Genomic DNA, 12,103 nt, shown 5'->3' on the forward strand with positions numbered 1-12,103 from the left:
CGGTGCGACGCGGCGTTCGGCCTGCTGTCGCGAGGTGGCGTATATTACGCTTTCCTCCTTCAGAGTCAAACACTTTTTTCAGCGTTTTTCTCCGGCGGGGTGAATCGCTTCACGCCCTGCTGAGCCGCCTGCGTTGCCGCTTTGCCGTCTCAGTGGTGGCGCATTATAGGGACTTCGTTTCGCCTGACAAGCGCTAATTTGCAGTTTTTGCGCGACCGCTCACTTTCCAGGCAACACGTTGCAAAAACCAGCTGATTCTTGCGAAACAGCATAAAAAAACGGGCCCTGAGGCCCGTTTTTGTCACGTTGCGTTATTGGTGCGCGACGATGGCATCGTCCTGCACATCCATTTCGATAGTTTTTCCCGGAACCAGCGCGCCAGACAAAATCTTCTGCGCCAGCGGGTTTTCAATCTGCTGCTGAATAGCCCGCTTCAATGGCCGCGCGCCGTAAACCGGATCGTAACCATTTTCGCCCAGCAGTTTCAGCGCCGCGTCGGAAATGTGCAGCTGATAACCGCGCTCTTCCAGACGCTGATACAGCCGCTGCAGCTGAATCTGCGCAATCGAGGCAATATGTTTTTCACCCAGCGGATGGAATACCACCACCTCATCAATACGGTTGATAAACTCCGGACGGAAATGGTGTCCGACGACCGTCATCACCACATCTTTCATTTCCGCGTAATCAAGCGCGCCGAAACGTTCCTGAATCAGATCCGAACCGAGGTTAGATGTCATGATCACCACGGTATTGCGGAAGTCCACGGTGCGCCCCTGACCATCGGTCAGACGCCCATCATCCAGCACCTGCAGCAGAATGTTGAACACATCCGGATGCGCTTTTTCCACCTCATCCAGCAAAATCACCGAGTAAGGGCGACGACGCACCGCCTCTGTCAGGTAACCGCCCTCTTCATAACCGACGTAGCCCGGAGGTGCCCCGACCAGACGCGACACCGAATGTTTCTCCATGAATTCCGACATATCGATACGCACCATCGCGTCGTCGCTATCGAACAGGAAATTAGCCAGCGCCTTACACAGCTCGGTTTTACCGACACCGGTCGGTCCAAGGAACAGGAACGATCCGATTGGCCGGTTCGGGTCAGACAAACCGGCGCGGCTACGGCGAATGGCGTTCGATACCGCTTCAACCGCTTCGTCCTGGCCGATAACCCGGGCATGCAGCTCCTGCTCCATCCGCAACAGTTTATCGCGCTCGCCTTCCATCATGCGGGCCACCGGAATACCGGTCCAGCGCGCCAGCACATCGGCGATCTCGACATCCGTAACGCGGTTGCGTAACAGCTTCATGGTTTTACCTTCAGCCTGCGTGGCGCTTGCCAGCTGTTTTTCCAGCTCCGGAATTTTGCCGTACTGCAGTTCCGACATCTGGCCAAGGTCACCCACACGCCGTGCCTGCTCCATAGCCAGACGCGCCTGCTCCAGCTCGGCTTTGATGTTTTGCGTGCCGGTCAGCGAGGCTTTTTCCGCTTTCCACTCTTCTTCGAGCTCAGCATATTCGCGCTCTTTCTGATCCAGCTCGCTTTCCAGCATCTCCAGACGCTTAACGCTGGCGTCATCCGATTCTTTCTTCAGCGCCTGCTGCTCCAGTTTGAGCTGGATGATGCGCCGTTCGAGACGATCGAGCGGTTCCGGCTTGGAGTCAATCTGCAAACGAATACTCGACGCCGCCTCATCAATCAGGTCGATGGCTTTGTCCGGCAACTGGCGATCGGCAATATAGCGGTGCGACAACGTTGCCGCAGCGACAATCGCCGGATCGGTAATTTGCACATGGTGATGCAGCTCATAACGCTCTTTCAGGCCACGCAGAATGGCGATGGTGTCTTCCACGCTCGGTTCGGCGACGAACACTTTCTGGAAACGGCGCTCCAGCGCGGCATCTTTCTCAATGTACTGGCGATATTCATCCAGCGTGGTGGCACCCACGCAGTGCAGTTCACCGCGTGCCAGCGCCGGCTTCAGCATGTTGCCGGCATCCATCGCGCCGTCGGCTTTGCCTGCGCCGACCATGGTATGCAGCTCATCGATAAACAGAATGACGTTGCCTTCCTGCTTGGCGAGGTCGTTCAGTACGCCTTTCAGGCGCTCTTCAAACTCGCCGCGATATTTCGCGCCGGCCACCAGCGCGCCCATATCCAGCGCCAGTACGCGCCGGCCTTTCAGCCCTTCCGGCACTTCGCCGTTAATGATGCGCTGCGCCAGCCCTTCAACGATGGCGGTTTTACCGACGCCCGGTTCACCGATAAGCACCGGGTTGTTTTTGGTACGGCGCTGCAATACCTGAATGGTGCGGCGAATCTCTTCGTCACGCCCGATAACCGGATCTAACTTGCCGAGCTCAGCGCGCTCCGTCAGATCGATGGTGTATTTTTTCAAAGCCTGGCGCTGATCTTCAGCCCCCTGATCGTTCACGTTTTCCCCTCCCCGCAGTTGCTCGATGGCCTTAGCGAGTTTGTCCGCCGTGGCACCGGCAGACTTCAGTAAGTCCGCCAGCGAGCCGCGCGATTCGAGGGCCGCCAGAACAAATAATTCAGATGAAATAAAGTTGTCGCCGCGCTTTTGCGCCAGCTTGTCGCACAGATTCAGTACCCGGACCAAATCCGCTGATGGCTGAACGTCGCCGTCGGTCCCTTCGACCTGCGGCAAACGATTGATGGCTTGTTCGATGCTGGTACGCAGGTTAGCGACATCCGCTCCCGCAGCGCTGAGCAGCGGACGTACTGATCCACCCTCCTGGTTGAGCAGCGCGCTCATCAGGTGCAGGGGTTCGATGAATTGATTATCGTGTCCCAGAGCAAGGGACTGTGCATCGGCCAGGGCCAACTGGAATTTATTGGTAAGACGATCCAGACGCATGATTCCTCCCATTACAGGTCAAAATGCTACTGGAGATTAAATGAGGTCATCCCTCAAATTTTCAAGGTTAATGACCTGAGTTGTGAGCAAAAAATACGCTTACTGGATCGTCTTGCGGCGTAAGGTTATCTCAGCCAAATCAAAGTTGCCATACGCCCGGTGATTCCGTCGCGTCGGAAGGAGAAAAAATCGGCGCTTTCCTGATAGGTACAGCGCGCGTCAGCCGTGACAGATCGCACGCCAGCGGCCTGCAGACGCTGGGTTGCCAGCAGCCAGATATCGGCAAAATATTTCTCGCCGGCCGGGCGAAAAGCCGCATCGGCAGCGGCATCCTGCGCCAGGAACGCACTGCGCACCTCGGCCCCCACTTCAAATGCCTGTGGACCAATCGCCGGACCGAGCCAGGCATGAATCTCGCTCGCCGGGCAGTGAAACTGTGCCAGCGTTTGCTCCAGCACCCCATGACACAACCCGCGCCAGCCGGCATGTGCCGCGGCAACTTCGCTGCCATCATGGCTGCAAAACAGCACCGGCAGGCAGTCGGCGGTCATCACTGCACACACCACGCCGCTTTCCCGCGTTATCGCCGCATCGGCACGCGGCACGGCCGCAGCCGCCGGCAGACGCGCCACCGTCTGGCCGTGTACCTGCTCCAGCCACTGCGGCATTGCCGGTAGCGCCAGCTGCCCGACTACGCGCTGACGATTGTGCATCACGCGATCCGCCTCGTCCCCGACGTGCGCGCCGAGGTTGAGGGAATCCCATGACGCCGCGCTAACGCCGCCGTGCCGCGTGGTCGAATAAGCCTGCACGCGCGCCGGCGCCGGCCACTGCGGCACGATCCAGTCACTCATAGCCAGTCCAGTTGATCGCGGAACTCGTCGGTATCGGCTTTCAGTGCCTCAATCAGATCAACCATGTCCTGCGGCAGTGGCGCGTGCCACTCCATCTCAATCCCGGTGATCGGATGATAAAGACGCAGCATAGTGGCGTGCAGCGCCTGGCGGTCAAAACCGCGCAGCGTACTGATAAAAGCCTCAGAAGCGCCCTTTGGCGGACGCGGACGACCACCGTACAGCGGATCGCCCACCAGCGGATGGTTAATGTGCGCCATGTGCACGCGAATCTGGTGAGTACGGCCGGTTTCCAGGCGCAAGCGTAAACGCGTATGGGCGCGGAAATGCTCCATGATGCGATAGTGCGTGGTGGCCGGTTTACCCATCGGATGCACCGCCATGTGGGTACGCTTGGTAGAGTGACGCGCCATCGGCTCATTCACCGTACCGCCGGCGGTCATGGTGCCAATCGCCACCGCTTCATATTCACGGGTGATTTCACGCAGCTGCAGCGTTTCAACCAGATGCGTCTGCGCTGGTACCGTTTTGGCCACCACCATCAGTCCGGTGGTGTCTTTATCCAGACGGTGCACGATGCCGGCGCGCGGCACGTCGGCAATCGCCGGATAGTGATAAAGCAGCGCATTCAGTACCGTGCCGTCCGGATTACCGGCGCCAGGGTGGACCACTAAGTCGCGCGGTTTGTTGATCACCAGGATGTGGTCATCTTCATAAACAATATCCAGCGGAATATTTTGCGCTTCCCAGCGCTGCTCCTCTTCGATCTCGGCATCAATCGCCACCCGCTCACCGCCGAGTACTTTCTCTTTCGGTTTATCGATGATGGTGCCGTTGACGCTGACCCGACGCTCAAGGATCCACTCTTTTATGCGGGAACGTGAATAATCAGGGAACAATTCCGCCAAAGTCTGATCTAAGCGTTGTCCAAGCTGTGCTTCGGACACCGTTGCGGTGAGTTGAACTTGTTGTGCCATATACAGCTTCTTCGTTAACGTTGGGTTTTCACGGCGATGCCGTTTAATATAATGTGCTATCGTACTGGTCATTACCGGGAGCTATACGGACAGCTTCCGCCATAACACTTTGAGGATAATCATTTCGTCATGACGCGTATGAAACATCTGGTGGCTGCTGCCACACTGAGCCTGAGCCTGAGCCTGGCACTGGTGGGCTGTTCCGGCTCATCGGACCCGGTCCCGGACAGCCCGCCGTCTGAAATTTACGCCACAGCGCAGCAAAAGCTGCAGGACGGTAACTTTAAAGCGGCGATTAAGCAACTGGAAGCGCTGGATAACCGTTATCCGTTTGGTCCTTACTCGCAGCAAGTGCAGCTGGATTTGATCTACGCGTACTACAAAAATGCCGATCTGCCACTGGCGCAAGCCGCCATTTCCCGCTTTATGCGCCTGAACCCGACGCACCCTAACATTGATTACGTGATCTATATGAAGGGCCTGACGGACATGGCACTGGATGATTCCGCGCTGCAGGGCTTCTTCGGGATCGATCGTTCCGACCGCGATCCTACCCATGCGCGTGATGCATTCCGTGACTTCTCTCAGCTACTGCGCGGCTATCCGAACAGCCAGTACGCTGCAGATGCGCAGAAACGTCTGACGTTCCTGAAAGATCGCCTGGCGAAGTATGAGCTCTCCGTGGCGCAATTCTATACCAAGCGCGGTGCCTATGTCGCCGTTGTTAATCGGGTTGAAGGTATGATGCGCGATTATCCGGACACCCAGGCCACGCGTGACGCGCTGCCGCTGATGGAAAATGCCTATCGCCAGCTGCAGCTGACGACGGAAGCTGACAAAGTTGCGAAAATCATTGCGGCGAATAGCGCGTCCTGATTTTCGTGCCATTAAAAAAGCAGCCGCTGTGGCTGCTTTTTTTTTGGTCAGAAAACCGTTTGTAACGGTTTTTTCCGCTACGGTTAACTCGTCAATCTTGCCCCTATCCCCGCTGTGCATCAAGCTTTTTTCGCCCTTTTCCCGGCCTTTCTCACAATTCGCTGGCATTGACAAAAAGTGACATTCCAATGTGATCCATATCACATATTTTCCTGATTTGCGCGGTATGCTGGTCCTACCCAGACGGAAATGACAGAGAGGTTTAACTATGATTCTGAACATTACCAGCAAACAAATGGAAATCACTGCGGCAATCCGCAACCATGTCGAAGACCGTCTCGCCAAGCTGGAAAAATGGCAAACCCACCTGATAAATCCGCACATTGTGTTATCGAAAGAGCCGAAAGAATTTGTGGCCGATGCCACCATTAACACGCCAAACGGCACGCTGGTCGCCAGCGCGAAACACGATGATATGTATACGGCCATCAATGACCTGATCGCCAAGCTGGAGCGCCAGCTAAATAAAGCACAGCACAAGCCTGAAGCACGACGTGCCACCAGCAGTGTTAAAGATTTCACCCCTGCCGGGTAATTTATCGCTTTTCAGCAACGCGCCTGCGGGCGCGTTTTTTATTGACAGCTTTTAAGCTGTGCGGTTACTCTCAGTTCACTTTATTGCCGGAATTGATCATGAAACTGCTGCCGTTCTTCTTCGCATTCTTTTTTACCTTCCCCTGATTGGGAGGCGATTCGTCGTGTGAAAATGAATGCGAAGACGAACAACAAAGCCTCCCAACCGGGAGGCTTTTTTATTGGACATTTTACAGGTGAGCCCTATGAATCCCGAGAATCCGCTGCTGGCGTTACGCGATAAGATCAGCGCCGTCGATGCCAGGCTGTTAACGCTGCTGGCTGAACGGCGCGCGCTGGCCGTTGAGGTAGCGCAGGCCAAGCTGGCCACCCATCGCCCGATTCGTGACGTCGAGCGCGAACGCGCCCTGCTGGAAAACCTCATCGCGCTGGGTAAAAAACATCAACTGGATGCGCACTACATCACGCGCCTGTTCCAGTTAGTGATTGAGGATTCGGTGCTGACCCAGCAGGCGCTGCTGCAGAAAAACCTGAATCATCCACATGCGCACGCGCCGCGCATCGCCTTCCTCGGCCCAAAAGGCTCCTATTCGCACCTTGCCGCCCGTAAATACGCCACGCGCCACTTCGATTCGATGGTGGAAATGGGGTGTCTGAAATTCCACGACATCATTCAGCAGGTTGAAAGCGGTCAGGCGGATTACGCGGTGATGCCGATTGAGAACACCAGCTCCGGCTCGATCAATGACGTATACGATCTGCTGCAGCAAACGTCGCTGTCGATCGTCGGCGAGCTGACCATTCCTATCGAACACTGCGTGCTGGTTAGCGGTAATACCGATTTGCAGCAGATTGAAACGGTGTATAGCCATCCGCAACCGTTCCAGCAGTGCAGCCAGTTCATCAACCGCTTCCCGCAGTGGAAAATCGAATACACCGAAAGCACGGCGGCGGCGATGGAGAAAGTAGCCGCGATGAACTCGCCGCGCGTGGCCGCGCTGGGCAGTGAAGCTGGCGGTGAGCTGTATGGCCTGCAGGTGCTGGAGCGCAACCTGGCGAATCAGCAGCAGAACCATACCCGCTTCATTGTGCTCGCGCGTAAACCGATTGAAGTCTCCAGCCAGGTGCCGGCCAAAACCACGCTGATTATGGCGACGGGCCAGCAGGCCGGCGCGCTGGTTGAAGCACTGCTGGTGTTGCGTAATCACAATCTGATCATGAGCAAGCTGGAAAACCGGCCAATCAATGGTAACCCATGGGAAGAGATGTTTTACATTGATGTGCAGGGCAATCTGCAGTCGGAGAACATGCAGCAGGCGCTGGAAGAACTGCGTGCGCTCACGCGTTCACTGAAGGTGCTGGGCTGTTATCCGGGTGAGAACGTGGTACCGGTAGAACCGCGTCTGTAAATCAAAAAGGCATCCTCGCGGATGCCTTAATCATTACTGGCGACTGTCGTTGGCGGAGCGCAGCATGCTGCGGCTCTCGACGAGGAAGCGTTTCGCGTAGTCGCCAAACCAGTGTTCCACACGCTCAAAGCTGTTGATGAACGCCTGTTTATCGCCCTGCTCCAGCAGCGTGATGGCTTCACCAAAACGCTGATAGTAGCGTTTAATCAGCGCCAGATTACTTTCCGACGACATGATGATGTCGGCGTACAGCTGCGGGTCCTGCGCAAACAGCCGCCCCACCATCGCCAGTTCGAGACGATAGATAGGCGAGGACAGCGCCAGCAGTTGATCCAGATTGACGTTCTCTTCCGCCAGATGCAAACCGTAAGCAAACGTGGCGAAGTGACGTAGCGCCTGAATGAACGCCATGTTCTGATCGTGCTCAACCGCACTGATGCGGTGTAAGCGCGCGCCCCACACCTGAATCTGCTCCAGGAACCACTGATAGGCTTCCGGCTGACGGCCATCGCACCATACCACCACCTGCTTCGCCAGGCTGCCGCTGTCCGGACCGAACATTGGATGCAGTCCCAGTACCGGACCGCTGTGCGCCGCCAGCATCGCCTGCAGCGGACGGTTCTTCACCGACGCCAGATCCACCAGAATGCAGTCATCAGGCAGCGCTGGCAGATCGGCAATGATCTGTTCGGTCAGATGGATCGGCACGCTGATGATCACCATGCCCGCATCGTGCAGCAGTTCATCCGCGCGCGGCCAGTCATCTTTATCAAGAATACGCACCTGATAGCCGGAGAGCGTCAGCATCTTCTCGAACAGACGTCCCATCTGACCGCCGCCGCCGACAATCACCACCGGACGCAGTTCAGGACACAGCGTTTTGAAGCCTTTGTCATTTTCATGCGCATAGGATTCACGCATCAGACGACGCAGTACATCTTCGATCAGGTCCGGCGACACGCCGAGCGCTTCCGCTTCCTGACGACGCGACGCCAGCATACTGGCCTCGCGCTCAGGCACATAAATCGGTAAACCGTAGCGGCTTTTGACTTCGCCGACTTCGGCCACCAGCGCCAGTCTTTTCGCCAGCAGCCCCAGCAGGGCTTTATCTACTTCATCAATTTGATCGCGCAGCGCGGTCAGTTCAGCCACCATGACTCATTACACCTCGTGTGACAGACGCGCCGACAGCACTCCCTGCAGATCCTGATGGATTTCACGCAGCAAAGTTTCAGTGGTTTCCCAGTTGATGCAGGCATCAGTGACGGAAACTCCGTACTTCATCTCGCTACGCGGTTGCTCAGAAGACTGGTTGCCTTCGTGAATATTACTTTCCAGCATCAGGCCAATGATGGAGCGGTTTCCATCTTTAATCTGCGCGATAGCCGATTCGGCTACGCCAGGCTGACGGCGATAGTCTTTGTTAGAATTGCCATGGCTGCAATCTATCATTAAGGCCGGACGCAGTCCTGCTTTCAGCATCTCTTTTTCGCACTGCGCGACATCTTCCGGGCCGTAGTTTGGCGCTTTACCGCCGCGCAGAATCACGTGACCGTCCGGGTTGCCCTGAGTTTGCAGCAGGCACACCTGACCGGCCTGGTTAATGCCGACAAAGCGGTGCGGCATCGCGGCGGCGCGCATGGCGTTGATCGCGGTGCCGAGGCTGCCATCGGTGCCGTTTTTAAAGCCTACCGGCATCGACAGGCCAGACGCCATTTCACGGTGCGTCTGCGATTCTGTGGTACGCGCCCCAATCGCCGACCAGCTAAACAGATCGCCGAGGTATTGCGGGCTATTTGGGTCGAGTGCTTCGGTGGCCAGCGGCAGGCCCATCTCCACAAGATTGACCAGCAGCTGACGCGCAATGTGCAGGCCGGCTTCCATATCAAACGAGTTGTTCATGTAAGGATCGTTGATTAACCCTTTCCAGCCGACGGTGGTACGGGGTTTTTCAAAATAGACGCGCATAACGATATACAGTTGATCCTTCAACTGTGCAGAGAGTGTTTGTAACTGACGAGCGTAATCCAGTGCGGCTTCGGTATCGTGGATCGAGCAGGGACCGCACACCACCAGCAGACGCGGATCGCGACCCGCGATGATATCCGCGATGGTCTGGCGGGAAGCGGCAATTTGCGCTTCCTGCGCCGCAGTCAGCGGGAACTTCGCTTTCAGTTCCTGTGGCGTGATTAAAATCTGTTCGTCGGCGATATGCACATTGTTCAGCGCGTCTTTTTGCATGATGGCGATCCTTTTTCACTCGTTATGCGGTTTTACGATCCTCACTGAGGATGATGCTTACTTTACCACAGCATGTAAATCATGCAATCCATATATGTACACTTTTATTACCACGCCATTTCATACCACAAAATAAAATTTAATTTAAATATATAAATCATATGTTTAATAAGATTAGACCCTGTAAGCCCCACCCACCACTAATGTAAATTTATCATTACACCAATCTGACCAGGCCAGATGTTTTTTCCTTACGATATCGCTAACATGCTGTTATCCATTTGATTAATTCAGGATCGCTTTATGTCCATCCCTCAAGTCGCGCTGCGTCCCTTTACTCTGCAGGATGCCGAAGCGTTTACGCATGCCGTTAATCAGTCTCTGGGCAGCCTGCAGCCGTGGATGGTATGGGCACATGCGGATTACAGCGTCGGTGAAGCCGTCAGCTGGATCAATTTCACCCATCTGCAGCGTCAAAAGGGTGAAGCTGAAGAGTTCGCGATTGTTGATGGCAACGATCGGTTGCTGGGCGGTGCTGGCTTACGTTATGCGCGTCAGCCCGGTGAGTTCAGTGCGCTGGGCTACTGGGTTCGCAGCGAGGCGCAGCAACAGGGCGTTGCCCGCCGGGCGGTGGCACAGCTGGTGAATCTGGCGTTCGCCCAGCCACATATTGCTGTGCTGGAGATTCTTGCTGCAGAAGAGAATCACGCCAGCCGCGCCGTGGCCCTGCGCAGCGGCTTCTCATTTGTGGATTACCGCTACGGGTTGATTGTGCTGGAGAGCGGGCCGGTCAACACGGCGATCTATCACCTCAGACGCCCATAAAAAAGGGGCTGGCCTTATGGCCAACCCCTTGTTTGCTATTAACTTTGGGATGTCGCTTACGCGCCAAGACGCTCTTTGATACGAGCTGACTTACCGGTACGCTCACGCAGGTAGTACAGTTTGGCTTTACGCACAGCACCACGACGTTTGACAGTAATGCTGTCAATTACCGGAGAGTGAGTCTGGAAGACACGCTCAACGCCTTCGCCGTTAGAAATCTTGCGAACAGTGAATGCAGAGTGCAGACCGCGGTTACGAATAGCGATAACCACGCCCTCGAATGCCTGCAGACGTTTCTTAGAACCTTCAACGACCCATACTTTCACTTCCACGGAATCACCCGGACGGAAGGAAGGTACGTCCTGTTTCATCTGCTCTTGTTCAAGTTGCTTGATAATGTTGCTCATAATTAAATCTCTTATCCTGGGTAAACTGATAGTCAGGGAAGATTACTCTTCCACCTCATCGTTTTGTTGCTGCTGATGTTCCCGCTGGAACTCACTTAGCAACCTTGCTTGCTCTTCAGTCAGAGCCAGGTTTTCCAGAAGTTCAGGTCTTCTTAGCCAGGTACGGCCCAGCGACTGTTTCAGGCGCCAGCGGCGAATATCGGCATGGTTGCCCGACAGCAGAACTGGCGGAACCTCCATCCCCTCTAACACTTCAGGTCGGGTATAGTGCGGGCAATCCAGCAAACCTTCCGAGAACGAATCCTCATCGGCTGACGCCTGTTTCCCCAGCACGCCAGGAATAAACCGGGCGACCGAGTCAATTAACGTCATCGCTGGCAGCTCACCGCCACTGAGCACGTAATCACCGATTGACCATTCTTCATCAATCTCAGTGTGAATCACACGCTCATCTATCCCTTCATAACGACCGCAAACCAGAATTAACTTCTGGCTGGTCGCCAGTTCGCAAACGCCTTGCTGGTCAAGTTTGCGACCCTGAGGTGAAAGATAAATCACCTTAGCGCCTTCTCCCGCCGCCGCTTTCGCTGCGTGGATAGCATCCCGTAAGGGTTGCACCATCATCAACATACCCGGTCCGCCGCCGTAAGGACGATCGTCCACGGTACGGTGCCGGTCGTGCGTGAAGTCACGTGGACTCCAGCTCTCTATGTTGAGCAGGCCATTTTTTACTGCCCGGCCAGTTACCCCGTACTCGGTAATAGCGCGAAACATCTCAGGAAACAGGCTAATAACACCAATCCACATCGCGTTCGCCGTTACGTTACCGGATTGTCCGGAGATCAAAAACCAGGATCCCAGTCTACTTCAATGGTGCCAGTAGCGAGATCGACTTTCTTGATAACCTGTTCATCAAGAAACGGTATTAACCGCTCCTGTACACCGAATGCATCTTTCAGGTTTGCCTTTACGACGAGAACGTCGTTCGAGCCGGTCTCCATCAAATCAATGACTTTGCCCATCTCGTATGCCGTC

The 12,103-nt window shown here is 55.5% G+C and carries 12 protein-coding genes, 1 pseudogene and 1 other annotated feature; of the genes and pseudogenes, 5 read left to right on the top strand and 8 right to left on the bottom strand.

The window, feature by feature from the left end; translation table 11 throughout:
* Positions 1–311 precede the first annotated feature (311 nt).
* From clpB to rluD, 3 genes are all read right to left on the bottom strand, one after another.
* Entirely contained in the window at positions 312–2,885 is a 2,574-nt protein-coding gene (gene clpB / locus FT726_RS23720) for an ATP-dependent chaperone ClpB (protein WP_021507314.1), read from the bottom strand.
* A gap of 125 nt (positions 2,886–3,010) precedes the next feature.
* On the bottom strand, positions 3,011–3,739 hold the full coding sequence (yfiH, locus tag FT726_RS23725; protein WP_346303560.1) for a purine nucleoside phosphorylase YfiH: 729 nt from the start codon (positions 3,737–3,739) through the stop codon (positions 3,011–3,013).
* A complete protein-coding gene (rluD, locus tag FT726_RS23730) occupies positions 3,736–4,716 on the bottom strand; it encodes a 23S rRNA pseudouridine(1911/1915/1917) synthase RluD (protein WP_021507316.1) in 981 nt (326 codons plus the stop codon). The genes yfiH and rluD overlap by 4 nt, the downstream gene beginning before the upstream one ends.
* Before the next feature lie 129 nt (positions 4,717–4,845).
* On the opposite strand from rluD, the gene bamD reads away from it, so the two are divergent.
* The 4 genes from bamD to pheA all read left to right on the top strand — a co-directional run bounded on the left by bamD (position 4,846) and on the right by pheA (position 7,595).
* Positions 4,846–5,592: an outer membrane protein assembly factor BamD gene (gene bamD, locus FT726_RS23735; protein WP_152390535.1), complete on the top strand. Its 747-nt coding sequence runs from the start codon at positions 4,846–4,848 to the stop codon at positions 5,590–5,592.
* A gap of 268 nt (positions 5,593–5,860) precedes the next feature.
* Positions 5,861–6,187, top strand: coding sequence for a ribosome-associated translation inhibitor RaiA (gene raiA, locus FT726_RS23740; protein WP_021507319.1), 327 nt, complete (start codon positions 5,861–5,863; stop codon positions 6,185–6,187).
* 97 nt (positions 6,188–6,284) lie between these two features.
* Positions 6,285–6,409, top strand: a sequence feature (Phe leader region).
* Positions 6,286–6,333, top strand: a complete 48-nt coding sequence (gene pheL, locus FT726_RS23745) for a pheA operon leader peptide PheL (protein ID WP_121497579.1) — start codon at positions 6,286–6,288, stop codon at positions 6,331–6,333. (Overlaps the previous feature by 48 nt.)
* 22 nt (positions 6,410–6,431) lie before the next feature.
* Entirely contained in the window at positions 6,432–7,595 is a 1,164-nt protein-coding gene (gene pheA, locus FT726_RS23750; protein ID WP_058776009.1) for a bifunctional chorismate mutase/prephenate dehydratase, read from the top strand.
* Positions 7,596–7,628: 33 nt separating this feature from the next.
* Here the strand turns inward: pheA and tyrA are convergent, their stop codons facing one another.
* The gene (tyrA, locus tag FT726_RS23755) at positions 7,629–8,750 is read right to left on the bottom strand and encodes a bifunctional chorismate mutase/prephenate dehydrogenase (protein ID WP_021507321.1); all 1,122 of its coding nucleotides are present in this window, start codon (positions 8,748–8,750) and stop codon (positions 7,629–7,631) included.
* A gap of 6 nt (positions 8,751–8,756) precedes the next feature.
* The gene (locus FT726_RS23760) at positions 8,757–9,836 is read right to left on the bottom strand and encodes a 3-deoxy-7-phosphoheptulonate synthase (RefSeq protein ID WP_058759618.1); all 1,080 of its coding nucleotides are present in this window, start codon (positions 9,834–9,836) and stop codon (positions 8,757–8,759) included.
* Between the two features lie 303 nt (positions 9,837–10,139).
* Between FT726_RS23760 and FT726_RS23765 the strand changes: the two genes are divergently transcribed.
* Positions 10,140–10,661 (top strand): GNAT family N-acetyltransferase, encoded by a 522-nt coding sequence (locus tag FT726_RS23765; RefSeq protein WP_346303561.1) that lies wholly within the window; start codon positions 10,140–10,142, stop codon positions 10,659–10,661.
* 56 nt (positions 10,662–10,717) lie between these two features.
* On the opposite strand, the gene rplS is transcribed toward FT726_RS23765, so the two are convergent.
* The 3 genes and pseudogenes from rplS to rimM all read right to left on the bottom strand — a co-directional run.
* A complete protein-coding gene (rplS, locus tag FT726_RS23770) occupies positions 10,718–11,068 on the bottom strand; it encodes a 50S ribosomal protein L19 (RefSeq protein WP_021507324.1) in 351 nt (116 codons plus the stop codon).
* Between the two features lie 42 nt (positions 11,069–11,110).
* Entirely contained in the window at positions 11,111–11,875 is a 765-nt protein-coding gene (gene trmD / locus FT726_RS23775; RefSeq protein WP_021507325.1) for a tRNA (guanosine(37)-N1)-methyltransferase TrmD, read from the bottom strand.
* A 35-nt stretch (positions 11,876–11,910) separates the two neighbouring features.
* Positions 11,911–12,103, bottom strand: a pseudogene (rimM, locus tag FT726_RS23780) (ribosome maturation factor RimM); the annotation flags it as partial.

Origin of the sequence: Pantoea sp. Morm (assembly GCF_016643525.1) — a bacterium.
Classification (GTDB): domain Bacteria; phylum Pseudomonadota; class Gammaproteobacteria; order Enterobacterales; family Enterobacteriaceae; genus Pantoea; species Pantoea dispersa.